This is a genomic window from Geodermatophilus sp. CPCC 206100 (assembly GCF_048569675.1).
Classification (GTDB): domain Bacteria; phylum Actinomycetota; class Actinomycetes; order Mycobacteriales; family Geodermatophilaceae; genus Geodermatophilus.
The window spans coordinates 1-25,769 of sequence record NZ_JAQISV010000053.1; the positions used below are offsets into that span (position 1 = coordinate 1).

General features: G+C 75.6%; 27 protein-coding genes. 22 read left to right on the forward strand and 5 right to left on the reverse strand.

Features of this window, described 5'->3' with window-relative positions; genetic code table 11:
- The 11 genes from PGN05_RS21550 to PGN05_RS21600 form a co-directional block, all read left to right on the forward strand.
- Positions 1–1,350: molybdopterin-dependent oxidoreductase (locus tag PGN05_RS21550; RefSeq protein WP_419754620.1), on the forward strand; the 1,350-nt coding region annotated here is incomplete at its 5' end.
- A gap of 76 nt (positions 1,351–1,426) precedes the next feature.
- Positions 1,427–2,068: a fasciclin domain-containing protein gene (locus tag PGN05_RS21555; protein WP_419754621.1), complete on the forward strand. Its 642-nt coding sequence runs from the start codon at positions 1,427–1,429 to the stop codon at positions 2,066–2,068.
- Between the two features lie 48 nt (positions 2,069–2,116).
- Complete coding sequence (gene pyrE, locus PGN05_RS21560; RefSeq protein ID WP_419754622.1) at positions 2,117–2,671, forward strand: orotate phosphoribosyltransferase; 555 nt, start codon at positions 2,117–2,119, stop codon at positions 2,669–2,671.
- A 24-nt stretch (positions 2,672–2,695) separates the two neighbouring features.
- On the forward strand, positions 2,696–4,087 hold the full coding sequence (locus tag PGN05_RS21565) for an FAD-binding oxidoreductase (RefSeq protein WP_419754623.1): 1,392 nt from the start codon (positions 2,696–2,698) through the stop codon (positions 4,085–4,087).
- 4 nt (positions 4,088–4,091) lie between these two features.
- On the forward strand, positions 4,092–4,361 hold the full coding sequence (locus PGN05_RS21570; protein WP_419754624.1) for a hypothetical protein: 270 nt from the start codon (positions 4,092–4,094) through the stop codon (positions 4,359–4,361).
- 71 nt (positions 4,362–4,432) lie between these two features.
- Positions 4,433–5,785, forward strand: a complete 1,353-nt coding sequence (locus PGN05_RS21575) for an FAD-dependent oxidoreductase (protein WP_419754625.1) — start codon at positions 4,433–4,435, stop codon at positions 5,783–5,785.
- Positions 5,785–6,396 (forward strand): pentapeptide repeat-containing protein, encoded by a 612-nt coding sequence (locus PGN05_RS21580; RefSeq protein WP_419754626.1) that lies wholly within the window; start codon positions 5,785–5,787, stop codon positions 6,394–6,396. Before PGN05_RS21575 ends, PGN05_RS21580 begins: the two co-directional genes overlap by 1 nt.
- 76 nt (positions 6,397–6,472) lie before the next feature.
- The gene (gene fbaA / locus PGN05_RS21585; protein WP_419754627.1) at positions 6,473–7,507 is read left to right on the forward strand and encodes a class II fructose-bisphosphate aldolase; all 1,035 of its coding nucleotides are present in this window, start codon (positions 6,473–6,475) and stop codon (positions 7,505–7,507) included.
- Complete coding sequence (locus PGN05_RS21590) at positions 7,507–7,926, forward strand: DUF3151 domain-containing protein (protein ID WP_419754628.1); 420 nt, start codon at positions 7,507–7,509, stop codon at positions 7,924–7,926. The genes fbaA and PGN05_RS21590 overlap by 1 nt, the downstream gene beginning before the upstream one ends.
- Before the next feature lie 128 nt (positions 7,927–8,054).
- On the forward strand, positions 8,055–8,654 hold the full coding sequence (locus tag PGN05_RS21595) for a hypothetical protein (protein WP_419754629.1): 600 nt from the start codon (positions 8,055–8,057) through the stop codon (positions 8,652–8,654).
- Positions 8,655–8,826: 172 nt separating this feature from the next.
- A complete protein-coding gene (locus PGN05_RS21600) occupies positions 8,827–8,970 on the forward strand; it encodes a GPGG-motif small membrane protein (RefSeq protein ID WP_419754630.1) in 144 nt (47 codons plus the stop codon).
- A 62-nt stretch (positions 8,971–9,032) separates the two neighbouring features.
- Here PGN05_RS21600 and PGN05_RS21605 read toward each other — a convergent pair whose 3' ends face one another.
- From PGN05_RS21605 to PGN05_RS21615, 3 genes are all read right to left on the reverse strand, one after another.
- Positions 9,033–9,830: an ATP-binding cassette domain-containing protein gene (locus PGN05_RS21605; protein WP_419754631.1), complete on the reverse strand. Its 798-nt coding sequence runs from the start codon at positions 9,828–9,830 to the stop codon at positions 9,033–9,035.
- Positions 9,827–10,891 (reverse strand): ABC transporter permease, encoded by a 1,065-nt coding sequence (locus tag PGN05_RS21610; RefSeq protein ID WP_419754632.1) that lies wholly within the window; start codon positions 10,889–10,891, stop codon positions 9,827–9,829. Before PGN05_RS21610 ends, PGN05_RS21605 begins: the two co-directional genes overlap by 4 nt.
- Before the next feature lie 112 nt (positions 10,892–11,003).
- Complete coding sequence (locus PGN05_RS21615) at positions 11,004–11,618, reverse strand: hypothetical protein (protein ID WP_419754633.1); 615 nt, start codon at positions 11,616–11,618, stop codon at positions 11,004–11,006.
- 64 nt (positions 11,619–11,682) lie between these two features.
- Between PGN05_RS21615 and PGN05_RS21620 the strand changes: the two genes are divergently transcribed.
- Entirely contained in the window at positions 11,683–12,972 is a 1,290-nt protein-coding gene (locus PGN05_RS21620; protein WP_419754634.1) for an adenylosuccinate synthase, read from the forward strand.
- 31 nt (positions 12,973–13,003) lie between these two features.
- Here the strand turns inward: PGN05_RS21620 and PGN05_RS21625 are convergent, their stop codons facing one another.
- Positions 13,004–14,041: a glycerophosphodiester phosphodiesterase family protein gene (locus PGN05_RS21625; protein WP_419754635.1), complete on the reverse strand. Its 1,038-nt coding sequence runs from the start codon at positions 14,039–14,041 to the stop codon at positions 13,004–13,006.
- 103 nt (positions 14,042–14,144) lie between these two features.
- Here PGN05_RS21625 and rsgA point away from each other — a divergent pair, with 103 nt between their 5' ends.
- Positions 14,145–15,167, forward strand: a complete 1,023-nt coding sequence (gene rsgA, locus PGN05_RS21630; protein ID WP_419754636.1) for a ribosome small subunit-dependent GTPase A — start codon at positions 14,145–14,147, stop codon at positions 15,165–15,167.
- A gap of 27 nt (positions 15,168–15,194) precedes the next feature.
- Entirely contained in the window at positions 15,195–16,463 is a 1,269-nt protein-coding gene (gene purD, locus PGN05_RS21635; RefSeq protein ID WP_419754637.1) for a phosphoribosylamine--glycine ligase, read from the forward strand.
- On the opposite strand, the gene PGN05_RS21640 is transcribed toward purD, so the two are convergent.
- Positions 16,450–17,886 carry an AI-2E family transporter gene (locus tag PGN05_RS21640; protein ID WP_419754638.1) on the reverse strand — a complete coding sequence of 479 codons (1,437 nt, stop codon included), beginning with the start codon at positions 17,884–17,886 and terminating at the stop codon, positions 16,450–16,452. The genes purD and PGN05_RS21640 overlap by 14 nt on opposite strands.
- 101 nt (positions 17,887–17,987) lie before the next feature.
- Here PGN05_RS21640 and purB point away from each other — a divergent pair, with 101 nt between their 5' ends.
- The 8 genes from purB to PGN05_RS21680 all read left to right on the forward strand — a co-directional run bounded on the left by purB (position 17,988) and on the right by PGN05_RS21680 (position 25,695).
- Positions 17,988–19,295 (forward strand): adenylosuccinate lyase, encoded by a 1,308-nt coding sequence (gene purB, locus PGN05_RS21645; protein ID WP_419754639.1) that lies wholly within the window; start codon positions 17,988–17,990, stop codon positions 19,293–19,295.
- Positions 19,292–20,155 carry a phosphoribosylaminoimidazolesuccinocarboxamide synthase gene (locus PGN05_RS21650; protein WP_419754640.1) on the forward strand — a complete coding sequence of 288 codons (864 nt, stop codon included), beginning with the start codon at positions 19,292–19,294 and terminating at the stop codon, positions 20,153–20,155. The genes purB and PGN05_RS21650 overlap by 4 nt, the downstream gene beginning before the upstream one ends.
- Position 20,156: 1 nt before the next feature.
- Positions 20,157–20,912 carry an alpha/beta fold hydrolase gene (locus tag PGN05_RS21655; protein WP_419754641.1) on the forward strand — a complete coding sequence of 252 codons (756 nt, stop codon included), beginning with the start codon at positions 20,157–20,159 and terminating at the stop codon, positions 20,910–20,912.
- A gap of 318 nt (positions 20,913–21,230) precedes the next feature.
- Entirely contained in the window at positions 21,231–21,938 is a 708-nt protein-coding gene (locus PGN05_RS21660) for a DUF559 domain-containing protein (RefSeq protein ID WP_419754642.1), read from the forward strand.
- A 130-nt stretch (positions 21,939–22,068) separates the two neighbouring features.
- Complete coding sequence (gene purS, locus PGN05_RS21665) at positions 22,069–22,308, forward strand: phosphoribosylformylglycinamidine synthase subunit PurS (protein ID WP_419754643.1); 240 nt, start codon at positions 22,069–22,071, stop codon at positions 22,306–22,308.
- Positions 22,305–22,982: a phosphoribosylformylglycinamidine synthase subunit PurQ gene (gene purQ / locus PGN05_RS21670; protein WP_419754660.1), complete on the forward strand. Its 678-nt coding sequence runs from the start codon at positions 22,305–22,307 to the stop codon at positions 22,980–22,982. Before purS ends, purQ begins: the two co-directional genes overlap by 4 nt.
- Positions 22,979–25,312, forward strand: coding sequence for a phosphoribosylformylglycinamidine synthase subunit PurL (gene purL, locus PGN05_RS21675; protein ID WP_419754644.1), 2,334 nt, complete (start codon positions 22,979–22,981; stop codon positions 25,310–25,312). The genes purQ and purL overlap by 4 nt, the downstream gene beginning before the upstream one ends.
- On the forward strand, positions 25,312–25,695 hold the full coding sequence (locus PGN05_RS21680) for a sterol carrier family protein (protein ID WP_419754645.1): 384 nt from the start codon (positions 25,312–25,314) through the stop codon (positions 25,693–25,695). The genes purL and PGN05_RS21680 overlap by 1 nt, the downstream gene beginning before the upstream one ends.
- The last annotated feature ends 74 nt before the right edge of the window (positions 25,696–25,769 follow it).

Genomic DNA, 25,769 nt, shown 5'->3' on the forward strand with positions numbered 1-25,769 from the left:
ACCGACGTCGTGGGGGAGCAGGACAAGGCCGCGCGGGTCGCGGGGGTGCTGGTCCTCCCCGGCCTCGCCGGTCTCGGGCTCGGCGTGGCCCCCGCCCGCCGCCGGGGCGCGGGCGTGGCGGGGATCGCGGCGTTCGGCGCCGCGGGTACCGCCGCCGCGGTGGCCGGGCCGGCCGGCCGGCCGCTGGACGCGCTGCCGGCCCTGGTCGGCGCCGCTGCCGCGGCCACCGCGCTGGTCCTGTTGCTCGGCCCGCTCGCGGCTCCCGGGCGGCGGGATCCCGACCGCCGGCGCTTCCTCCTCGCCGGGGGGACGGCGCTCGCCGTCGCCGTCCTCGGCGGTCTCGGTGGGCGGCTGCTGCTGCGCCGGTTCGACGTCGGCGGTTCGCGCTCCGACCTGGCGCTCCCACCGCCGGCCGGACCCGCCCCGGCGCTCCCGCCGGGTGCCGACCTGGCCGCCGAGGTGGCCGGGCTGACCCCGCTGGTCACCGCCAACCGCGACTTCTACCGGATCGACACGGCCATCACCGTGCCGCAGCTGGACCCCGCGGCGCACCGGCTGCGGCTCACCGGGATGGTCGCCGCCCCGCGCACGTACACGCTCGACGACCTCCTGGGCCGCGGCGACCTGATCGAGCGCGACATCACCCTGACCTGCGTCTCCAACGAGGTCGGGGGGCGGCTGGCGGGCACCGCGCGGTGGCTGGGCGTCCCGCTCGGGGCGTTCCTCCGCGAGAACGGGGTCTCCCCGGCGTCGGACCAGCTGGTCTGCACGTCCGACGACGGCATGACCATCGGCGTCCCCACCCGCGCGGCCCTCGAGGTGCCCGACGCGATGCTGGCCGTCGGGATGAACGGCGAATCCCTGCCGGTCGAGCACGGGTTCCCGCTGCGCATGGTGGTGCCCGGGCTCTACGGCTACGTGTCGGCGTGCAAGTGGCTCACAGGCATCGAGGCCACCACGTACGACGCGCTCGACGCCTTCTGGGTGCGCCGCGGCTGGGCCGCCTCGGGGCCGGTCCGGATCGCCTCCCGCATCGACACGCCCTCGGCCCTGCGCCCGCTGCCGCCCGGTCGGGGCGCCGTCGCGGGCGTGGCCTGGGCGCAGACCCGCGGCATCGCCGCCGTCGAGGTGCAGGTGGACGACGGCGCGTGGCTCCCGGCGCGACTCTCGACGGAGGTGGACGCCGACGTCTGGCGGCAGTGGGTGCTCGCGTACGACTTCCCGCCGGGTCGCCACCGGCTGACCGTCCGGGCCACGGCCGGGGACGGCGAGGTGCAGACCGCCGAGCGGGCCGGCCCGTACCCGGCGGGCGCCACCGGCCTGCACTCGATCAGCGTGCTCGTCGGGTGACCCGGCGGGGCGGTGTTCCCGGTCGCGGGCGCCCGCCGGAGAATGGCGCCCGCCCGAGGAAGGGAAGACCCGCCCCGTGATCCGCACCCGCACCGCCCTGGCCGTCGCCGCGGCCGCCGTCGTCCTGAGCGCCTGCAGCTCCGGCGACGTCCCCGAGGAGGGCGCCGCCGCTCCGACGGCCGGAGCGCCCGCGGCGCCGTCCACCCCCGCGTCGCCGGCCGGCCCGTTCGGTCCGGCGTGCGCCACGCTGCCGCCCCAGGGCGAGGGCAGCATCGCGGGGATGGCCGACGACCCCGTGGTCCGCGCCGCCGGCACCACCCCCCTGCTGACCACCCTGGCGTCGGCGATCGGGACCGCGAACCTGGTGGACGCCTTCAACACCGCGCCGGACGTCACCGTGCTGGCCCCGGCGAACACCGCCTTCGAGGCGGTGCCCGCCGACGTGCTGAACCCGCTGCTCGGGGACACGCCGCGGCTCACGGCGCTGCTGACCCACCACGTCATCCCCGGGCGGCTGGCCCCCGGCGAGCTGGGCGGCACCCACACCACGCTCAGCGGTGACCAGCTGACCGTCGAGGGGGCCGGGGAGAGCTTCACCGTCAGCGCCGACCAGACCCTCGCCGGTGCCACGCCCGCGACGGTCGTGTGCGGCAACCTGCCGACGGCGAACGCGACCGTCTACGTCATCGACCAGGTGCTCACCCCGCCGGCCGCCTGAGCAGCGCCGCCCCAGGGCGGGGGAGGACGGGGTCCTACGCTCGGCGGCATGACGGCCCCCTCCTCCACGCCCGACCGCGACCGGCTGCTCGAGCTCATCGTCGAGCTGGCGGTGGTGCACGGGCGGGTGACGCTCTCCTCGGGGCGGGAGGCCGACTGGTACATCGACATGCGCCGGCTGACCCTGCACCACGAGGGCGCGCCACTGGTCGGCCGCGTGATGCGGCAGCTCACCGGGGACCTGCGCTACGACGTCGTCGGCGGGCTGACCCTCGGGGCCGACCCGGTGGCGACGGCGATGCTGCACGCGGCCGCGGCGGGGGAGGGGTTCCTCGACGCCTGCGTGGTCCGCAAGGCCGGCAAGGCGCACGGGCTGCAGCGGCGGATCGAGGGCCCGGACGTCGCCGGCCGCAGCGTGCTCGTGGTGGAGGACGTCTCGACGACCGGCTCCAGCCCGCTGACCGCCGTCGAGGCGCTGCGCGACGCCGGCGCCGAGCCGATCGCGGTGGCCGTGATCGTCGACCGCGGCGGGCGCGCGGCGGTGGAGGAGGCGGGCCTGGAGTACCGCGCCGCATTCACACTGGCCGACCTCGGTCTCAGCTGAGGGACCCCGTCGTACGGTGTGACCGTGACCACCGTGACGACGGCTTGGGTGGCCGAGCTGGCCGATGCCCTCGGCGCCGACAGCGTCCTGACCGACCCTGACGTCACCGCCGCCTACGCGCGCGACCAGGCGATGCTGGCCGAGGCCGGGACGCCGGCGGCCGTGGTGTTCCCGCGCCGCACCGAGGACGTCGTCGCGGTCATGCGGATCGCCTCCCGGCACGGCATCCCGGTCGTGCCCCGTGGCGCCGGCTCGGGGCTGGCCGGGGCGAGCAACGCGGTGGACGGCGCGATCACGCTGGTCATGACCCGGATGGACGCCGTCCTCGAGGTCTCCCCGGCCGACCGGCTGGCCGTCGTCCAGCCCGGCGTGGTGAACAAGCAGCTGCGCGACGCGGTCGCCGGTGCCGGCCTGTTCTACCCGCCGGACCCCTCCAGCTACGACTGGTGCACGATCGGCGGCAACCTCTCCACGAACTCCGGCGGCCTGTGCTGTGTCAAGTACGGGGTCACCACCGACTACGTGCTCGGCCTGGAGGTCGTGCTCGCCGACGGGCGGGTGCTGCGCACGGGACGGCGCACCGTGAAGGGCGTCGCCGGCTACGACCTGGCCCGGCTGTTCGTCGGCTCCGAGGGCACCCTCGGCGTCATCACGGAGGCCACTCTGGCGCTGCGTCCGGCGCCGCAGCGGCCGGTCACGCTGGTCGCCACCTTCGCCACCACCGCGCAGACGGGGGAGGTCGTCGAGCGGGTGGTGACCAGCGGCCTGGTGCCCAGCCTGCTGGAGGTCATGGACAACACGTGCATCTGCGCCGTCGACGACCTGCTGCACGCCGACCTCGACCGCGACGCGCACGCGCTGCTGGTGGCCCAGTCCGACACCGGCGGCGAGGCGGCGGCCCGCGAGATCGAGGCGCTGGCGCAGCTGTGCCGGGAGGCCGGTGCCGACCTCGTGCACACCACCGACGACCCCGCCGAGGGCGACCTGCTGCTGGCCGCCCGGCGGATGGCGCTGCCGGCGCTGGAGCGGCTGGGCAGCACGCTGATCGACGACGTCGCCGTCCCCCGCTCGCGGATCGCGGCGTTCCTCGACGGCTGCGACGCCATCGCCACCGAGCGCGCCCTCACCGTCGGCGTCGTCGGGCACGCCGGCGACGGCAACATGCACCCGACCATCTGCTTCGACCCGACCGACGCCGGCATGCGCGACCGGGCCTTCGCCGCGTTCGACGACATCCTCGAGCTCGGCCTCTCCCTCGGCGGCACGATCACCGGCGAGCACGGCGTCGGCTCGATCAAGGTCGACTGGCTGGAGCGCGAGATCGGCCCGGTCTCGCTGGAGGTGCACCGGTCGATCAAGGGCGCGCTCGACCCGGACGGCCTGCTCAACCCCGGCAAGGTGCTGCGGCGGGGCTGATCGCGTGGCCCGCTGGACGTCGTTCGTCGCCGATGCCGCTCGGCGCGGCACGCTGCACGAGGCCGGGCACCCCGACCACCGCTGCCGGGTCGAGCACGACGCGGCGACCCTGCTCGTGCACCTGTCGGACGAGGACGGGGAGGGCTGGACGACGCTCGCCGTGGATCGGGCCACCCGCCGCTGGTCGGTCGCGCAGGCGCCCACCCAGCTGGCCGCCGCGACCCGGGCGGTGGACCTGCTCCGGAGTGACCCCGCAGGTGAGAGCCCCGGGTGACACGCTGGGATCATGAGCCCACCCCACGACGACGCTCCGCCGGCGCTCCGCGTCCCCGCGGGGACCCCGGCATGAGCGCCGAGCGGCTGCTGGTGATCGGCGGCGACGCGGCGGGCATGTCCGCGGCCGCGCAGGCCCGGCGGCTGCGGCCGGCCGACGAGCTGGCGATCACCGTCCTCGAACAGGGCCCCGACGTCTCCTACTCCGCCTGCGGCATCCCCTACTGGGTCGAGGGCGTGGTCGCCGACCGCGACCGGCTCATCGCCCGCACCCCGGGCGAGTTCCGCGCCCAGGAGATCGACGTGCACACCGGCACGCGCGCCGAGGCGGTCGACCTCGACGCCGGCACGGTCCGCACCGCGAGCGGCCGGACGCTGGCCTACGACCACCTCGTGCTGGCCACCGGCGGCCGGCCGCTGCGGCCGCCGGTGCCGGGCCTGGACGCCGACGGCGTGCACGGGGTGCACCGCCTGGCCGACGGCGCCGACATCCGGGCCGCGATCGCCGCCGGGGCGCGGCAGGCCGTCGTCCTCGGGGGCGGCTACATCGGCCTGGAGATGGCCGACGTGCTGCACGCCCGGGGCCTGTCGGTGACCGTCGTCCTCGCCGATCCGCTCCCGATGGGCCAGCTGGACGCCGACATGGGCGAGCGGGTGTGCAAGGCCCTGGGCGACATGGGCATCGACGTCCAGCCCGAGCAGCCGGTGCGCGAGATCGAGACCGACGCCGACGGCGCCGCGCGGGCGGTGCGCACCGACGCGGGCAGCTACCCGTGCGACCTCGTCGTCCTCGGGCTCGGCATGGGGCCCGAGGTCGCGCTGGCCCGGGACGCCGGCCTGCGGCTGGGGAAGACCGGGGCGATCGCGGTGGACCGCAGCCAGCGCAGCCGCTCGCACCCGGAGGTGTTCGCCGCCGGCGACTGCGCGCAGACGTACCACCGGCTGACCGGCGAGCCGGCGCACGTCGCCCTCGGCACCCACGCCAACAAGCAGGGCCGGGTCGCCGGCTCGGTGATCGGCGGGCGGCCGGCCCGGTTCGCGGGCGTGCTCGGGACGGCGCTGACCAAGGTCGGCGACCTGGAGATCGCCCGGACCGGACTGTGCACCAGCGAGGCCGAGGCGGCCGGGTACGACTGCCGGGCGGAGACGATCGAGGGGACGACGCGGGCCGGCTACTACCCGGGCGCCGACCCCATCGCGGTGAAGCTGGTCAGCGACCGCGGCTCCGGCCGGCTGCTGGGCGCGCAGGTCGTCGGTGGGCCGACCAGCGGCAAGCGGATCGACGTCCTCGCCACCGCGATCTGGGCCGGGCTGACCGCGGAGGAGTTCGCCGGCTCCGATCTGTCCTACGCCCCGCCGTTCTCGCCGACCTACGACCCGGTCGTGGTGGCCGCCCGCGCGGCCAGCCGGGTGGAGCAGGGCTGATGGCCGACCGCGGGCTTCCCGACGGGGCCGACGTCCGGGACGCCGACTGGTACGGCGAGGACCTCTCCGGCCGGGAGCACACCGGGGTGTCGTTCAGCGGCGTCGACCTCAGCGAGGCCACCGACGTCGGCGCCGTCTTCACCGGGTGCACGTTCCGCGACTGCCGCTTCACCCTGTCCGAGCACACCGACGCCGCCTTCGTGAACTGCACGTTCACCGGCTGCTCGTTCTTCCGGGCCACCTTCACCGGCTGCAAGTTCACCGGCTCGCGATTCGACCGCTGCTCCTTCGACCTGGTGACCGTGACCGGCGGGGACTGGTCGTTCGTCGCGCTGCCCGGGGCCGACCTGACCCGGGCCACCCTCTCCGGGGTGCGGATGCGGGAGGCCGACCTGACCGGGGTGCGCGCGGCCGGCGCCTCGCTCACCGGGCTGGACCTCTCCGCGGCCGAGCTGCACGAGGCCGATCTCAGCGGCGCCGACCTGCGCGGCAGCGACCTGTCCTCGGTCGACCCCCGCGCCGCGCGGCTGACCGGGGCGCGGGTGGACGCCGTCCAGGCCGTCGCGCTGGTGACCGCGCTGGGGCTGCGGGTGGAGCCCGGAGGGGTGTAGCCGGTGTCGCGGGGAACGGGCCCGGCGGGATACTGGCCGCCGAGCACGCGCCGACCCGACGCAAGGAGCGCCCCGCATGCCCATCGCGACCCCTGAGGTCTACGCCGACATGATCAGCCGGGCCAAGGAGGGCGGTTTCGCCTACCCGGCGATCAACTGCACCTCCTCGGAGACGGTCAACGCCGCGCTGCGGGGCTTCGCCGACGCCGGCAGCGACGGCATCATCCAGTTCTCCACCGGCGGCGCGGAGTTCGCCTCCGGCACCAAGGTCAAGGACATGGTCACCGGCGCGGTCGCCCTGGCCGAGTTCGCGCACGTCGTGGCCGAGCGCTACCCGGTCAACGTCGCACTGCACACCGACCACTGCCCGAAGGACAAGCTCGACTCCTACGTGCGGCCGCTGATCGCGCTCTCGAAGGAGCGGGTGGACGCCGGTCAGGCGCCGCTGTTCCAGTCGCACATGTGGGACGGCTCGGCGATCGAGCTCACCGAGAACCTCGACATCGCCGAGGAGCTCATGGAGAAGTCCGCCGCGGCCAAGATCGTCCTCGAGCTGGAGATCGGCATCGTGGGCGGCGAGGAGGACGGCGTCGTCGCCGAGATCAACGAGAAGCTCTACACCGCCGACGGCGACTTCCTGCGCACCGCCCAGCAGCTGGGCCTCGGGGAGCGCGGGGTCTACCTCCTCGCGGCCACCTTCGGCAACGTGCACGGCGTCTACAAGCCGGGCAACGTCAAGCTGCGGCCCGACGTCCTGGAGCGCGGCCAGGCCATCGTGGCCAAGGAGTTCGGCCTGGGCGACGGCGCCAAGCCGTTCAACCTCGTCTTCCACGGGGGGTCGGGCTCCGCGCTGGAGGAGATCCGCGAGGCGCTGTCCTACGGCGTGGTGAAGATGAACGTCGACACCGACACCCAGTACGCCTTCACCCGGCCGATCGCCGGCCACGTGTTCAGCAACTACGACGGCGTCCTGAAGATCGACGGCGAGGTCGGCAACAAGAAGGCCTACGACCCGCGCAGCTACCTCAAGGCGGCCGAGACCGGCATGGCCGCCCGCGTCGTGGAGGCCTGCGAGGACCTGCTGTCGGCCGGCCAGTCGCAGGGGGCCTGATGACCCACTCACACAACCTGCTGGGCGAGCCGCCGCCGACCCTGCTGCCGGCCAACCCCGAGGCCGACGCCGAGCTCGCCGAGGGCACCCCGGCGGCCGAGGTCGCCGCGCGCCACCCCACGGTGAGCGCGGCGTGGGCCGCGCTGGCGGAGGAGGCGATCGACCGGCCGGAGCGCGTGCTCCGCGACACGGTCGAGGCCTATGCCTACGCCCGCACCGGCTACCACCGCGGGCTGGACGCGCTGCGCCGCAACGGCTGGAAGGGCTACGGCCCGGTGCCGTGGTCGCACGAGCCCAACCGCGGCTTCCTGCGCTGCCTGACCGTGCTGGCGCGGGCCGCGGAGGCCATCGGGGAGACCGACGAGCAGGAGCGCTGCACCCAGCTGCTGCGCGACTGCGACCCGAACCTCGCCGCCTGACCCGCACTGCGGGCGTTCCTCGTGCCCTGTCACCGCTGCCGGACCGGCACGGCGCGAGGAACGCCCGCAGTGGAGGCCGCGGCGGGACGACACCGGCGACGTCGGTCCGGAGCGGCACAATCGGCGGCGTGGAGCACTCGCCCGGCGCCGTCGTCCACCGGCTGCGGCCCCTCCTCCTCGCCGTCCACGAGGCGCTGTCGGCCGGGGTGACGGTCAGCGCCACCATCCACGCCGCGCACGGCTGGAACCCGACCGCCGACCGGCACTTGGACCACCAGCTGGTCCGCCGCGAGGCGATGGAGCGGCTCCGGCCCTGGGGCGCCCGGCCCGAGGACGACGAGCCCTCCGACGCACTGCTGGCCCGCCGGCTGGAGGTCACCGACACCGGCACCGACAACCTCGGGCTGCCGATGAGCGGCCTGATCCTGCGCACCGCGACCGACGTGCTGCGGGTCTGGCGCTCCGACGACGGCGAGCTGCCGGCCGCCGCCACCGACGGGCTGCGCGCCTTCTACCGGCAGTCGCCCAGCCGGCAGCTGCAGCTGGAGCTCGACGAGCGCACCGGCCGGCCCCGCCCGGAGCCCGGCCACCTCGCGCTGCTGTGGGCCGACTCGGGCGCCGTCCTCACCCGCTTCGACCTGGTCCGGCCCGGCGGGCACGTGGGCCGCCGCGTCCAGGTCGACTGGCACGTCGACCTGCTGCACCGGCTGGTGCGGCCCGCCGCCTGAGCCCCGTGCGTCCCGCACCGGCCCGGGCGCGGCTCGGGGGCCGGCCGGGCCCCGCCGGATCGCTGTCGCCCCGTAGTCACGCTGCGTGATCGCTCGACGTGCGCGTTTCCCCGGAGGTCGTTACGCTCCGTTGGTGCGTCCAGTCCGGGACGCCCGTCACCGGAGGTGCTTCGTGGAGGTACTGCTCTGGATCATCGCCGTCGTCCTCGTGGTCGCCGGCATCGTCGCCCTCGTCCGCAGGCAGCTGCTGTGGGGCATCGTGCTCATCGTCGTGGGGCTGCTCGTCGGCCCGGGCGGGGTGAGCGTCTTCACCTGAGGAAGGACTCCGTCCTCCTCACGCCTCCTCCCTCGGCGCGAGCCTTGGGACGGGGCCTGAGCTCAGCGCTCGTCGAGCTCGGGGTGCAGCCGGCGCAGCCGGTCGGTGAGTGAGGCCAGCTCGTCGCCGCCGGCCATCAGGCGCGTGAGGACGTCAGCGTCGACGTCCTCACGCGTCAGGTCGCCGGCCACGGAGCCGTGGGCCAGCAGGAGGAACCGGTCGCCCACGAGGTGCGCGTAGCGCGGGTTGTTCGTCACCGCGAGGATCGCCAGGCCGCGGGAGCGGGCGGTCAGCACCGCCTGCCCGACGAGGGTGTGCTGGGCGATGGTCATCGGCGCGATCGGCTCGTCGATCAGCAGTGCCCGGGCGCCGAAGTGCAGCGCGCGGGCGATGGCGAGGGTCTGCCGCTCCCCGGCCCGCAGCGCGGCCGCGGGCTGGTCGGGGTCGATCCCCGGGACGCCCACGCTCGCCATGGCACGCACCGTCGTCTCCCGCGCGGTGGACAGGTCCAGCCGCCGCAGCGGCCCGGCGCCGCGGGTGGGCTCGGCGCCGAGGAAGAAGTTGCGCCAGACCGACAGCAGCGGCGCGATCGCGAGGTCCTGCCACACGGTCGCGATCCCCGCGGCGCGGGCCGCCCGCGGCGATCGGAACCGCACCGGGCGCCCGTCGAGGAGCAGCTCGCCGGTGTCGTGGCGGCCGAGCCCGGACAGCACCGACACCAGGGTGGACTTGCCCGAGCCGTTCTCCCCGAGCACGCAGGTGATCTCCCCCGGCCGGAACGCGGCGTTCACCCGCGCCAGCGCCGCGACGCTGCCGTGGTGCACGCTCAGCCCGCGCAGCTCCAGCACCGGCTCGCTCACGAGCGTGGCACCGCCCTCAGCCGGCCGCGGACCACACCGTTGGCCAGCAGCGCGACCAGCAGCAGCACGCCGAGGAACGCCTCGAACCAGCGTGCGTCCCACCCGGCGAGGACCACGCCCTGGCGGGCGACGGCGTGGAGCAGCGCCCCGACCGCGGCGCCGATCGCCGAGCCGTACCCGCCGGTCAGCAGGCAGCCGCCGATGACCGCGACGACGACGAAGTCGACCGCCGTGCCCAATCCGGCGCTGGCCTGGACGCCGCCGATCCGCACCAGCCCGAGCGTGCCGATCAGCCAGCCGGCGCTCGCGGTGCAGCAGTACAGGACGATCGTCGTCCACCCGTCGGGGACGCCGAGCTCCCGGGCCGCCCGCCGGGCACCGCCGACGGCGAACACGGCGTTGCCGAAGCGGGTGCGCCACAGCACCCAGGTCGCGCCCAGGGTGAGCACCAGCCACCAGACCAGCGCGATGCGAAACCGGCCGTCGCCGACCTGCACCGTGGACCCGAACACGGCGGTGGCCGACGACCAGCCGGGCGCCGAGCTCAGCCCCTCGATGCGTCCGGACCCGGTGAGCGCGCGGACGCCGGCCAGCCCCGCCCCCTGGAGCACGAGGAAGGTCGCCAGCGTCACCAGGAAGCTGGGCAGCCCGGTGCGCACGACCAGCCAGCCGTTGACCACCCCGACGGCGAGCGCGGCCGCCAGCGAGGTCAGCAGTGCCGGCCAGGTGCCCCAGCCGAGCTCGCCGATGAGCAGTCCGGTGACGAGCGCGCCGCCCACGGCCACCATGCCGATCGAGAGGTCGAACTGGCCCGAGACCAGCAGCAGGGCCACCGCGACCCCGCCGATGCCCAGCAGCGCCGCCGAGTCGAGCACGCTGGCCAGCCCACCGGTGGTCAGCAGTCCGGGCGCCTGCACCCCGAAGAAGACCAGCACCACCGCCAGGCCGGCGAAGGCCGGCAGGCTGGGGCGGGCCAGCGCCCGGTCGAGCAGCCGTCGGCCCCGGGCAGGGGCCACCGCGGTGGGCGAGTGCCCGAAGGAGGGCAGACCGTCGGCGGTCACCGGCGGGGGAGGGACGTCGGCAGGAGGGCCTCCTCGGCGAGAGACGTGCCCTCAGTGTCCACGACGGCGGCACCGGTGGCCCCGTGCCGGTCCCGGCCGGCGGGCTCCTCGCTCAGGGGAGCAGGCGCCAGCGCACCCGGTCGTCGGCGTACCAGGTCCACCGGCTCACCGGCCGCGGGTACGGGACGCCGTCGCGCACGACGCGGGCCGGGTCGGAGGCGATCTGCACGGCACGGCCGGTGCTGCGCCGGACCGGGCGCAGCGGCAGCGTCATGACGACCACGCCCAGGGTGTCGACCTGCCGCCAGTCGGGCCGGACGTCGATCCGCGTGATGAACCCGTCGGCGACCTTGGCCGCGTCGTTGTGCGCCTGCGCCCCGAACCGGCGGGCCAGCCGGCGGCGGTCGTCGCCGGCGGCCTCCACCCGCCCGTGGTGCAGCAGCACGCCCCCGTGGTCGTCGCGCACCAGGCTCAGCGTGCGCTCCGCGCCGGTGCCCACGCCGAGGGCCCGGGCCAGCCCGGTCGAGGCGGTGTCGTCGGCCGGCTCCCAGGACACCGGCACCTCCGCCGTCCGCCCCGCCTTGTGCAGGACCGCGAGCACCGCCGACAGGGCGGGCACCGGGCCCCTCACCAGCACCGCGTCCGCGTCGGCGGCCGCCGCGACGGCCTCCCGCGCCGGTGCCTGGCCCGGCCCGAGGCCGCGCAGGTCGAACTCGGCGGGGGGCATGCCGATACCCTGCCACCTGCCAGCCGGTCATCCGCCGGAGCCGAAGCGCGAGAGGAACCCGACGATGCCGGCAGTCGTGCTCATCGGTGCCCAGTGGGGCGACGAGGGCAAGGGCAAGGCCACCGACCTGCTCGGTGGCCGGGTGCCCTACGTGGTGCGCTACCAGGGCGGCAACAACGCCGGCCACACCGTGATCACCCCGGACGGGGAGCGGTACGCGCTGCACCTGATCCCGTCGGGGATCCTCACCCCCGGCTGCACGCCGGTGATCGGCAACGGCGTGGTCGTCGACCCGCAGGTGCTGATCGGCGAGCTCGCCGGTCTGGAGCAGCGCGGCGTGGACACCTCGCGCCTGGTCATCTCCGCCGACGCGCATCTGATCATGCCGCACCACCGGGCCCTGGACCGGGTCACCGAGCGGTTCCTCGGCAAGCGCAAGATCGGCACCACCGGGCGCGGCATCGGCCCCGCCTACGGCGACAAGGTGGCCCGCACCGGCATCCGGGTGGCCGACCTGCTCGACCTGTCGATCCTGCGGCAGAAGCTCGAGGGCACCCTGGCCGAGAAGAACCAGGTCCTCGTCAAGGTCTACAACCGCAAGGCCATCGACGTGGACGAGGTCGTCGAGGAGTACGCCGGCTACGCCGAGCAGCTGAAGGAGCGCATCGCCGACACCCGGCTGCTCCTCGGCCGCGCCCTCGACGCCGGCGAGTGGGTGCTGCTGGAGGGCTCGCAGGGCACGCTGCTCGACGTCGACCACGGCACGTATCCGTTCGTCACCTCGTCGAACCCGACCGCCGGCGGCGCGGCCACCGGCAGCGGCATCGGCCCCACCCGCATCCAGCGCGTGGTGGGCATCCTCAAGGCCTACACGACGCGCGTGGGCTCGGGGCCGTTCCCGACCGAGCTGTTCGACGCCAACGGCGAGTACCTGCGCAAGCAGGGCGGCGAGGTGGGCGTGACCACCGGCCGCGACCGCCGCTGCGGCTGGTTCGACGCGGTGGTCGCGCGGTACGCCAGCCGGGTCAACGGGATCACCGACTACTTCCTCACCAAGCTCGACGTCCTCTCCGGCCTGGAGACGGTGCCGATCTGCGTGGCCTACGACGTCGACGGCGTCCGCCACGACGAGATGCCGATGACGCAGACCGAGTTCCACCACGCCACGCCGGTGTACGAGGAGATGCCGGGCTGGTTCGAGGACATCCGGAACTGCCGGTCCTTCGACGAGCTGCCGGCCAACGCGCAGGCCTACGTCCGGCGGCTGGAGGAGCTCTCCGGCGCCCGCGTCAGCGTGATCGGCGTCGGCCCCGGCCGCGAGGAGAACGTCGTCGTCCACGACCTCATCGGCTGAAGCGGGCGCCCGCGACGATCAGGTCACCCGGTCAGCGGGCGCGGGCCCGGGCGGGGACGGAGAGCTCGGCGCGGGCGCGGACGGCGATGTCCGGGGCGTCGGTGATGAGCCCGTCCACGCCGAGCGCCAGCAGCAGGCGCGCCTCGGTCTGCATGTCGCCCGCACCCATCGGGTCCCCGCCCCGCCGGAGGTGGCGGGGGAGGAAGGCGTTCTCCGGGCGCAGCGTCCACGGCACGACCAGCAGCCCGGCCCGGTGCGCCTGGCTGACGAGGGTGGAGACGCCGGTCATCGTCTGGTCGGCGTCCCGCAGCAGGATGCGGTGCCGGCTCGGCGCGATGCCCTGGGCGTAGGTGCTGACCTCGCGCAGGCCGGCCGGGGTCACCAGGGCGTCGTCCGCGGCGGCGTCGTCGACCAGCTGCAGCATCGTGGGCCCGGCGTCGCCCAGCTCGGCCCGCAGCGCCCGCAGCCCGGCGGCGTCGAAGGACTGCAGCACCACCGTGCCGTCCGGGGTGTCGGCCCGCAGCCGGCGCAGCTCGGCGGCGACCAGCTGCACCATGGGCAGGCCGTGCTCGCCGGCCCACGTCGGCTTCTTCAGCTCCGCGAGGACCCGCACGGGGCGCTCGGGGGTGGACCGCCAGCGGGCCAGCGCCACGACCTCGGCCAGCGTCAGGATGCCGAAGCGCCCGTCGTAGGTGGTGTTCAGCGGCCGCAGCTCCGGCATCCGCTCGACGGCCCGCAGCGTGCGCAGCTCGTCGAGGGTGAAGTCCTCGGTGAACCAGCCGGTGCGCTCGCGGCCGCCGACGACGCGGGTGGTCCGCCGGTCGGCGAACTCCGGGTGCGCGGCCACGTCGGTCGAGCGGGAGAGCTCGTTCTCGTGCCGGACGACGAGGACGCCGTCCCGGCTGACGACGACGTCGGGCTCGATCATGTCGGCGCCGAGGTCGATGGCCAGCTCGTAGGCGGCCGCGGTGTGCTCGGGGCGGTACGCGGAGGCGCCGCGGTGCCCGACGACGGGAGGACGGGAGGTGCTGGTCGCCGGGGCCATCGCCAGCGACTCACTCGCGTGCATGCTCTGAGAACACCGCAACCAGCTGAACAGAACGCGAACGTGAGGGTGGGAGTCGCCCACAATTCGGAAGACACCGCGCTGACCAGCGCGCCACCATGCCGCCGTGACCGATCTCTCACTCCTCGGATGGACGCCGGAGCGCGCCGCGGAGCTCCCGGAGGGCACCGCGGCGGGGCGGGTGGCGCGGGTCGACCGCGGCCGACTGACCGTGCTCACCGCCGACGGCGAGCTCCGGGCGCACCCCGGTGCGGCGCTGCTCGGGGACGGCGCCCCCGCGGTCGGCGACTGGGTGGCCCTGCGCGGCGAGCTCGCGGTGGCGGTGCTGCCCCGCCGCAGCGCCTTCACCCGCGTGGCGGCCGGCCGGACCTCGGCGGAGCAGGCGGTGGCCGCGAACCTCGACGTGGTGCTCGTCGTCGACAGCCTCGCCGGCCCGCAGCGGCTGCGGCGGGTGGAGCGGTACCTGGCGGTCGCCTGGGGCAGCGGGGCGACGCCGGTCGTGGTGCTCACCAAGGCCGACCTCTGCGACGACGTCCCGGCGGCCGTGGCCGAGGTGGCGGAGTCCGCCCTGGGCGTCGACGTCCTGCCGGTCAGCTCGCTGTCGGGGGACGGCGTGGCCGAGGTCGCCGCGCGGATCGGCCCGGGCCGCACGGCGGCCATGGTCGGCCCGTCCGGCGTCGGCAAGTCCAGCCTGGCCAACGCGCTGCTCGGTCGGCCGGCGGTGGCCACCAGCGAGGTCCGGGAGAGCGACGGCCGCGGCCGGCACACCACGACCGCCCGGGAGCTGCACGTGCTCCCCGACGGCGGCCTGCTGGTCGACACCCCCGGCATGCGCGAGCTGGGGGTGGTCGACGACGAGGGCATCGACACCGCCTACGCCGACGTCACCGACCTCGCGGCCGGCTGCCGGTTCCGCGACTGCCGGCACCGGTCGGAGCCCGGCTGCGCGATCGCGGCCGCGCTCGAGGACGGCTCCCTGGACCCGGCCCGCTACGCCGCCTGGCGCAAGCTGCAGGCCGAGGCGCGGCGGCAGGCGCTGCGCTCCGACGCCCGCGCGCGGGCCGCCGAGCACGCCCGCGTCCGGGCCCTGCACCGCAGCTACCGGACGCAGTCCCACCGCCTGCGCTGACCGCGGCCGACGGTAGGGTCGCCGTCCGTGCGCGTGCTGGTGATCGGCTCCGGAGCCCGGGAGCACGCCCTGTGCGTCGCTCTGCGCGACGACCCGGCGGTGACCGCCCTGGCCTGTGCCCCCGGCAACGCCGGCACCCGCGCGGTCGCCGAGGCCGCGGCGGTCGACGTCGCCGACCCGGTCGCGGTCGCCGCGCTGGCCACGGTGTGGCGCGCCGACCTGGTGGTCGTCGGACCGGAGGTGCCGCTGGTCGCCGGCGCGGCCGACGCGGTCCGCGAGGCGGGGATCGCCTGCTTCGGCCCCTCGGCGCAGGCCGCCCAGCTCGAGGGCAGCAAGTCCTTCGCCAAGCACGTCATGTCCGCCGCCGGGGTGCCGACCGCGCGCGCCTGGCCGGTCGGCGGGCCGGCCGAGCTGGAGACGGCGCTGGACGAGGCGGGTTCGGTGGGCGGGGGACCGTTCGTCGTCAAGGACGACGGGCTGGCGGCCGGCAAGGGCGTCGTCGTCACCCCGGACCGCGCGGTCGCCCTGGCCCACGGGCAGCGGGTGCTGGCGGCCGGGGGAGCGGTGCTGGTCGAGGAGTACCTCGACGGCCCCGAGGTCTCGCTGTTCGCCGTCACCGACGGGACGACGGTGCTGCCGCTGGTGCCCGCGCAGGACGCCAAGCGCCGCGACGACGGGGACGCCGGCCCCAACACCGGCGGGATGGGCGCCTACGCGCCGCTGCCGTGGGCGCCGCCGGGTCTGGTCAACGAGGTGCTGGCCACGGTGCTGCAGCCCACCGTCGACGAGCTGCGCCGCCGCGGCGAGCCGTTCGCCGGTCTGCTCTACGCGGGCCTGGCGCTGACCTCGCGCGGGGTGCGGGTGGTGGAGTTCAACGCCCGCTTCGGCGATCCGGAGACCCAGGTCGTGCTGCCCCTGCTGGAGACCCCGCTGGCCGGGCTGCTGCACGCCGCGGCCACCGGCACCCTCGCCGACCACCCGCCGCTGCGCTGGCGCCCCGGCGCCGCGGTCACCGTCGTGGTCGCCGCGGCCGGCTACCCCGAGCGGCCACGCACCGGAGACCCGGTCGCCGGCGCGGACGGCGAGGGCGTGCTGCACGCCGGGACGGCGCTGGACGCGGACGGGACGGTCCGGTCCGCCGGCGGGCGGGTGCTGGCGGTCACCGCGGTCGGCGCCGACCTGGCCGCGGCCCGGCAGCGGGCCTACGAGCGGGTCGCCGGCGTCCGGCTGGCCGACGCGCACTGGCGCACCGACATCGCGCTGGCCGCCGTCGAGGGACGGATCAGTCTGCCGTGACGGCCGGCCGCGCCCGCTCGGGGCGCGGCTCGGGCGGCCGCGGCCCGTCGTGCCGCCGGGCGAGGTAGGTCCCGGCCACGTTGGCGCAGGCCACGATCGGCACGGCGATGAGCGCGCCGAAGATGCCGGCGATGAGCAGCCCGGCGGCGATCGCCAGGACGACGGCCAGCGGGTGCACCCGCACCGCCCGGCCCAGCAGCAGCGGCTGCAGGACGTGCCCCTCGAGCTGCATCACCAGGACGACGACGGCCAGCGCGATCAGCGCGGTGATCGGGCCGTTGGCCACCAGCGCCACCAGCACCGCCACCGACCCGGCGAGGAACGACCCGATGATCGGGATGAACGCGCCCAGGAAGACGAGGGCGGCCAGCGGGATGACCAGCGGCACCTGCAGGATCGCCAGCCCGATGCCGATGCCGACCGCGTCCACGAGGGCGACGGCGACGGTGGCGCGGACGTAGGAGATGAGCGTGCGCCAGGAGCGGCGGGCGGCCTCGTCGATGTAGGCCCGCGCGGGGGCGGGCCACAGCCCGACCAGCCACAGCCAGATGGACCGGCCGTCCTTGAGGAAGAAGAACAGCGTGAACAGCGCCAGGACGATGCCGGTGACGACCTCGCCGACGGTGGCGGCGGTGGTGAGCGCGCCGGAGGTGAGGGTGTCCTGGTTGGCGACCAGCGCGTCCTGGGCGGCGGTCAGTGCCTCGTCGATCTGCCGCTGCGACACCGGGAAGGTGTCGACGACGAAGTCGCGGATCTGGGTGAGGCCCTGGTTGACCTGGTCGGCGAGGTCGGAGAAGCCGGCGGTGAAGCGCTCGACGACCAGCGTGATGATCCCGGCGACCACGCCGAGGCCGACGACGAGCATGGCCAGCGCCGCTAGGGACCGCGGCCAGCCGTGCCGCGCCAGCGCCGCGGCGCCGGGCTGCAGCAGGGCCGACAGCAGCAGGGCCACGAACACCGGGACGACGACGACGGCGACGTAGGCGGCCGCGTACAGCAGCACGTAGACGCCGGCCAGCACGGCGATCAGCCGCCACGACCAGGCGGCCGCGATCCGCAGCGCCGGGGGCACGGCGGTGTCGTCGGGGGTCCGGCGGTCGGCGCCGGTCAGCCGGCGGGCGTGCTCGCCGTTGCGGTGCGGGCGCCCGCCGGCCGGCGGCCCGCTGACCCCGCCGGGGCCGATCGGGCCGTCGAGGTCCGGCGCGCCGGGCTCTGGGCTGCCCAGCGGCGGCCGGTCGCCCGCCTCGTCGGCCGGGGTGTCGGCCGGGGTGTCGGGCGCGGCGTCGGCGTCGGGAGGGACGTCGTCGTGCACGAGGATCGCGCGGTCGTCGTCCCGCTCCGGCCAGCGGTAGGGGTCCTGCTCGGCGGCCGCCCGGATGCGCTCGCGCGCCCGTGTCACCAGGGACGTCGCCCGCTGCAGCATCGCTACCTCCGCCGGGCAGTAGGGGCCGTCATGATCACGGTAGCCCTGCGGGAGACTGTCCCCGTGCTGCGACGAGCTGACCGGTGGCGGGCGGTACCCGCATGATCGAGCGCTACACCCTCCCCGAGATGGGACGGGTCTGGAGTGACCGGCACAAGTACGAGCTGTGGTGCCGGGTCGAGGCCCTGGTGCTGGAGGCGCACGCGGCCGCCGGGCGGGTCCCGGCCGACGTCGTCGCGCCGGTGCGCGCCGCGCCGCCGCCGACGCCCGAGCGGGTCGCCGAGATCGAGGAGACGACGCAGCACGACGTCATCGCCTTCCTCACCGCGTGGGCGGACAACACCGAGCCGCGGTCGGCGGCGGCCTACGTGCACCACGGCATGACGTCGTCGGACCTGCTGGACACGGCGCTGGCGGTGCAGCTGACCGAGGCGACCGACCTGCTGCTGGCGCGGCTGGACCGGCTGGTGGCCGTGCTCCGCGACCACGGGCTGGCGCACCGGCACACGATCCGGGTCGGCCGCACCCACGGCGTGCACGCCGAGCCCGACGTGTGGGGGCACCGGGTCGCCGACATCGCCTTCGCCGCGGCGCGCTCCCGCGACCGGCTGCGGGCCGCCCGCGAGCGGGTCGGCGTCGTCGCCATCTCCGGCGCCGTCGGCACGTACTCCCTCATCGACCCCTCGGTGGAGGTCTCCGTGGCCGAGGCCCTGGGGCTGCGGCCGGCCGACGCCTCGACGCAGGTCGTGCTGCGCGACTCGATCAGCGAGTGGGTGTCGGCGCTGGCCATCATCGCCACGGTCTGCGAGACGGTCGCCCTGGAGGTCCGGCACGGCCAGCGGACCGAGGTGCGCGAGCTGTCGGAGGCCTTCGGCTCGGGCCAGAAGGGCTCGAGCGCCATGCCGCACAAGAAGAACCCGATCCGCTCCGAGCGCATCGCCGGCCTCGCCCGCGTCGTGCGCGCCGCCGTCGTCCCGGTGATGGAGGGCATCCCGCTGTGGCACGAGCGGGACATCTCGCACTCCTCCACCGAGCGGGTGTTCCTCCCCGACGCGGCGATCACCACCGACTACCTGCTGCACCTGACCACCGGCCTGGTGGAGAACCTGGTGGTGGACGCCGACCGGATGCGGGCCAACCTGGAGTCCACCGGCGGGCTCATCTACACGTCGTCGGTGCTGCTCGAGGTGGTGGAGCGCGGCCTGTCGCGCGAGGACGCCTACGCGCTGGTGCAGGCCGCGGCGATGGAGACGTGGAACACCGGGACGCCGTTCCGCGCGACGCTGCGGGAGCGGGCGGCGTCCGCCGGCGTCGTCCTCGACGAGGCGCGGCTGGACGAGATCTGCCGGCCCGAGCGGTACGTCGCGCAGCTGGACCCGCTGTTCGAGCGGCTGGCGGCCCTGACGTGAGCGTCGAGCTCCCCCTCGTCGCCCGGGGCAAGGTGCGCGAGGTCTACGACGCCGGCGACGACCGCCTGCTGCTGGTGGCGTCGGACCGCATCTCCGCCTACGACGCCGTGCTGCCGACCCCGATCCCCGACAAGGGCCGCATCCTCACCGCGCTGTCGGTGTGGTGGTTCGACCAGCTGACGCCGGTGCTGTCGTCGTTCGGCGCGGCCCACCACCTGGTCTCGGCCGACGACGTGCCGCCGGAGGTCGCCGGGCGGGCGATGCTGGTCCGCCGGCTGTCGATGCTGCCGGTCGAGTGCGTGGCCCGGGGCTACCTGTCCGGCTCGGGCACCGTCGAGTACCAGCGCACCGGGTCGATCCGCGACGTCCTCCTGCCCGCCGGGCTGGTCGAGGGCTCGCAGCTGCCCGAGCCGGTGTTCACGCCGTCCACCAAGGCCGAGCTGGGCGAGCACGACGAGGCGATCGACTTCGCCGCGGTCGAGGTCGCCGTGGGCCCCGAGCGGGCCGCCGAGCTGCGGGAGCTCACCCTGGCGCTGTACCGCCGGGGCGCCGAGATCGCCCTGGACGCCGACATCGTCCTGGCCGACACCAAGTTCGAGTTCGGCCTGGACGCCGACGGCCGGCTGACCCTCGGCGACGAGGTGCTGACCCCCGACTCGTCCCGGTTCTGGCCGGCCACCCTGTGGTCGCCGGGCGCGGCGCAGCCGTCGTTCGACAAGCAGTACGTCCGCGACTGGCTGACCGCCTCCGGCTGGGACCGCGTGTCGTCCCCGCCGGAGCTGCCCGCCGACGTGGTCGAGGCGACCCGGGAGCGGTACGTCACCGCCTACGAGCGGCTGACGGGCACTACCTTCCGCTGACGTGCCGACGACGCGCGCGGGCCTGGCCTTCCGCTCCGGCGGGTCCGGGGACTCGCTGCTCCTCCTGCTGCACGGCCTGGGCGCCACCGGCGCGGTGTGGAACCGCCTGCTGCCGCTGGTCGAGGCCTCGTGGCCGGGCTCGTGGGCGGTCCCGGACCTGCGCGGGCACGGGGCCTCCGTCGCGGAGCCGCCCTACGGCTACGCCGTGCACGCGGCCGACGTGGCGCTGCTGGCCGCGGAGGCGGGCGCCGCGCGGGTGACCGTGCTCGGGCACTCCTTCGGCGGCGTGGTCGGCGCGGTGCTCGCCGGCGGGTGGTACGGCGTCGAGGTCGAGCGGGTGGTCGCGGTCGGCGTCAAGATCGACTGGACGGACGACGAGGTGGCCCGGGCCCGCGCGCTCGCCGTCCGCCCGCGGCAGCTGTTCCCGACCGCCGCCGAGGCCGCGGACCGGCACCTGCGGCTGGCCGGGCTGACCGGGCTGGTGGCGCCCGACGACCCGGTCGCACTGGCCGGGGTCCGGGAGGTGGACGGCGGGTTCACCCCCGCCCTCGACCCGCGGGCGTTCGGCGCCGTCGGGCCGTCGGTCGAGGAGGTGCTGTCGCGGGCGGTGGCGCCGCTGCGGCTGGCGGCCGGCGCGGGCGACCCGATGGCGGGGCCGGACGCGATGCGCCGCGTCGACCCGGACGCGGTGCTGCTGGAGGGCGCGGGGCACAACGCGCACTGGGAGACCCCCGACGCCGTCTGGGCGCTGCTGTAGCGGGCCCGGGTCCGCCGAGATCGCCGATCTCGCACGGATGGGGGCCGCCACGCGTGCGAGATCGCCGATCTCGCCAGGGGCTGTGGACGACCCAGGGGCTGTGGACGACGCCGACGCGCACGGGCGCAGTCGCGGCAGGCTGCCGCGGTGCCCCGACGACGCCCGGACTCCCGCCTTCCCGGACCTGCCACGCGGGCGATGGCCCGGGAAGCGGGGATCACCGACCGGCAACTACGGCACCCGGCGGTGACACGGCTGTCGCGGGACACGTACCTCCCGCGTGCACAGGTGGGCGAGACGAGCGCTCGACTGGCTGCCGTGCTGCTCACCGCGCCGCCGGGGGCCGTCCTCAGTCACGGGACCGCGGCCGAGTTGTGGGGTGTGCAGATCCCCCTGGGCGACCGGACGGACCACCGCGTGCACCTCATCGTGCCGAGCGGTTCGCGGGCGGAGAGCCGCAGGGACCGGCAGGCCCACCGGGTCCCCCTCGCCGAGCACGAGGTCACCCGACGGTCCTCGTTCCCGGTCACGACCCCGGCACGCACCTGGCGAGACCTGGCCGCGGTCCTCCAGCGCCCGGCGCTGCTCGCGGTCACCGACCAGGTGCTCGCCGGGTGGTGCGCGCGGAGCGACCTGGCCCGACAGCTGTCCCGTCGTCCGACCGGGCGAGGTGTCGCCCGCGCCCGCGACGTCCTCCCGGTGGGCGATCCCCGCGCCGAGTCGCCGATGGAGTCCGTCCTGCGGTGGCTGCTCCACGACGCCGGACTGCCGACGCCGGAGCTCCAGTACGTGGTGCGGGACGCCACCGGGAGGGTCCTCGGCCGGGCGGACCTGGCCTGGCCGGAGCACCGCGTCCTCGTGGAGTTCGACGGTGACGTCCACCGCGAGCGCGACGTGTTCGTCAACGACCTGCGCCGCCAGAACCGGCTGGTCGCGGCAGGGTGGACGGTGCTGCGCTTCACCTCCGCCGACGTCCTGGGGCGGCCGGACGAGGTCGTCGCCGAGATCCGCCGCGCCCTCCGCTGACGAGATCGGCGATGTCGCACGGATGCGGCCCCAGTAGCGCCGAGATCGGCGATCTCGGCGGGGTCGGGCGAGACCAGCATCACCAGCGCCCCGGCGGGGAGGTCGCGCGCCCCCGGTACGCTCGGGAACCGTGCCGAGGGTGGTCGTGGACGTGGTCCTGAAGCCGGAGATCTCCGACCCCCAGGGTCAGGCGGTGCTGGGAGCGCTGGGCCGGCTCGGCCACGACAGCGTCCGCAGCGTCCGCCAGGGCAAGCACTTCGTGCTCGAGGTCGACGGCACGCCGGACGAGGCGGAGCTGGCGCAGATCGCCGAGACGCTGCTGGCCAACCCGGTCATCGAGGACGTCGAGCTCCACCTCCCCAAGGACTGATCGTGCGCATCGGTGTCATCACCTTCCCGGGCTCCCTGGACGACGTCGACGCCGCGCGCGCGGTGCGGCTGGCCGGTGCCGAGCCCGTTCCGCTCTGGCACGCGTCGCACGACCTGGAGGGCGTCGAGGCCGTCGTCCTGCCCGGTGGCTTCTCCTACGGCGACTACCTGCGGGCCGGGGCGATCGCCGCGCGGGCGCCGATGATGGCCGACGTCGTCGACCGGGCGCGGCAGGGCATGCCCGTCCTCGGCATCTGCAACGGCTTCCAGGTGCTCTGCGAGGCCGGCCTGCTGCCCGGCGCGCTGACCCGCAACAGCCACCTGCACTTCCGCAACCGCGACCAGGCGCTGCGCATCGAGCGCGCCGACACCGCGTGGACGTCGTCCTACGCGACCGGCCAGCGGATCGTCGTCCCGGTGAAGAACGGCGAGGGCCGCTACGTCGCCGCGCCGGCCGACCTCGAGCGACTGGAGGGCGAGGGCCGGGTCGCCGTCCGCTACCTCGACGGCAACCCCAACGGCAGCTCGAACGACATCGCCGGTGTGACCAGCGAGAACGGCCGCGTCGTGGGGCTCATGCCGCACCCCGAGCACGCGGTCGAGGACCTCACCGGCCCGTCGACCGACGGGCTCGGCTTCTTCACCTCCGTGCTCACGGCGCTGGTGTCCGCGTGAGCGCCGGCCTCTCCGACCTCGACACCGGGCCGGGCCCCCTGCAGCACCAGCTCGACACGGTCGAGCTGGCCGCGCGCACGCCGCACCTGGAGCAGCCGTACCGCGAGCTGGGCCTGAAGCCCGACGAGTACGAGCGGATCCTCGGCATCCTCGGCCGCCGCCCCACCACCGCCGAGCTGGCCATGTACTCGGTGATGTGGAGCGAGCACTGCTCCTACAAGTCGAGCAAGGTGCACCTGCGCCGCTTCGGCGACCTGCCACACAGCGAGGCGCTGCTGGTCGGCATCGGTGAGAACGCCGGCGTCGTCGACGTCGGCGACGGCTACGCGGTCACCTTCAAGGTGGAGTCGCACAACCACCCGAGCTACGTCGAGCCCTACCAGGGCGCGGCGACCGGGGTCGGCGGCATCGTCCGCGACATCCTCACCATGGGCGCCCGGCCGGTCGCCGTCATGGACTCCCTCCGCTTCGGCCCGGCCGACGCCCCCGACACCGCCCGGGTGCTCCCGGGCGTGGTCGCCGGTGTCGGCGGCTACGGCAACTGCCTCGGCCTGCCCAACATCGGCGGCGAGCTCCTCTTCGACGACTGCTACACCGGCAACCCGCTGGTCAACGCCCTGTGCGTGGGCGTGATGCGGCACGAGGACGTCCGGCTGGCCAAGGCCGAGGGCGTCGGCAACAAGGTCGTCCTCTTCGGCGCGCGCACCGGCGGCGACGGCATCGGCGGCGTCAGCGTCCTGGCGAGCGAGACCTTCGACGCCGAGGGGCCGGCCAAGCGCCCGAGCGTGCAGGTGGGCGACCCGTTCACCGAGAAGCTGCTCATCGAGGCCTGCCTGGAGATCTTCGCGCAGGACCTCGTGACCGGGATCCAGGACCTCGGCGGCGCGGGCCTGTCCTGCGCGACCTCCGAGCTGGCCAGCGCCGGCACCGGCGGCATGCACGTCGACCTCGACACCGTTCCGCTGCGCGACAGCACCCTGACGCCGGCCGAGATCCTGATGAGCGAGTCGCAGGAGCGCATGTGCGCGATCGTCGAGCCGGACAGGGTCGACGCCTTCCTCGCCGTCTGCCGCAAGTGGGACGTGCTGGCCACCGTCATCGGTGAGGTCACCGACGGCGACCGGCTCACCGTCGACTGGCACGGCGAGCGGATCGTCGACGTCCCGCCGCGCACGGTCGCGCACGAGGGCCCGGTCTACGAGCGGCCCGTGCAGCGCCCGGCCGACCTCGACGCCCTGCAGGCCGACGACCCGGCCGGGCTGACCCGCCCGCGGACGCCGGAGGAGCTGACCGCGCACTGGCTGGCGGTCGTCGCCAGCCCCGACGGCGCGGACAAGACCTGGGTCACCGAGCAGTACGACCGCTACGTCCGCGGCAACACCGTGCTCGCCCAGCCCGACGACGCCGGGGTGCTGCGCATCGACGAGCAGACCCACCGCGGCATCGCGCTGGCGCTGGACGGCAACGGCCGCTACGCCCGGCTGGACCCCTACGCCGGCGCGCAGCTGAACCTGGCCGAGGCCTACCGCAACGTCGCCGTCTCCGGCGCCCGCCCGCTGGCGGTGACCAACTGCCTGAACTTCGGCTCCCCGGAGGAGCCCGAGGTGATGTGGCAGTTCGCCGAGGCGGTCCGCGGCCTGGCCGACGCCTGCCGCGACCTGGGCCTTCCGGTCACCGGCGGCAACGTGAGCCTCTACAACCAGACCGGGGACGTCGCGATCCACCCGACGCCGGTGATCGGCGTGCTCGGCGTGCACGAGGACGTCCGGAAGCGGGTGCCGACCGGCTGGCGCGCCGAGGGGGAGACGGTCCTGCTGCTCGGCGAGACGCGGCCGGAGTTCGGCGGCTCGGCCTGGGCGTCGGTCGTGCACGGCCACCTCGGCGGCCGCCCGCCCGCGGTGCACCTCGAGGCCGAGCGGTCGCTGGGTGAGCTGCTCGCCGCGCTCGGCCGCGAGGGGCTGGTCAGCTCCGCGCACGACCTCGCCGACGGCGGCCTCGCCCAGGCGCTGGCCGAGTCGGCGCTGCGCTGCGGCGTGGGCGCCCGCCTCGCGCTCGGGGACGACCCGTTCACCGCGCTGTTCAGCGAGTCCACCGCCCGCGTCGTCGTCGCCACCGCGGACCCCGAGGCGGTGCGGGCGACGGCCGAGTGGGCCGGCGTCGCCGTCACCGAGCTCGGGACGACGGGCGGCGACGCGCTGACCGTCGACGGCGTGGCCGAGCTGCCGCTGGCCGAGCTGCGGGCCGCGTGGAGCGCCACCCTGCCGGCGCTGTTCGGCACACCCGAGGCCACCGTGGGCGCCGTTCCGGCGGGGACCGTCCCGACCAGCTGATGCCCGCGCCCATCCCGGCCGAGGAGCTGCGCGCGGCGGTCGAGCCGGTGCTCTCCTGGCTGGCCGGGGAGGCCGAGCGGCCGCCGCGGTCGGTGGTCGGCGCGGCGGTGAAGACGTCGGCGCGCTGGCTGGCCCAGCAGGTGCCTGGCCGCTCGGTCGAGCTGCGGGTGCCCCCGCACGTCGCCGTCCAGTGCGTGCCGGGTCCCCGCCACACCCGGGGCACGCCGCCGAACGTCATCGAGACCGACGCGGCCACCTGGCTGCGGCTGGCGACCGGCACCACCACCTGGGACGAGGCCGCGGCCGCCGGCGCGCTCACCGCCAGCGGCAACCGCGCCGACCTCTCGCCGCATCTCCCGCTGCCGCCGCTGCGCCGATCCTGACCGGGTCCTGTCGTACCCCTGTCCTAGCCTCGCGCGGACCGGTCGGACACCGTTCCAGGACCGGGGACGAGGAG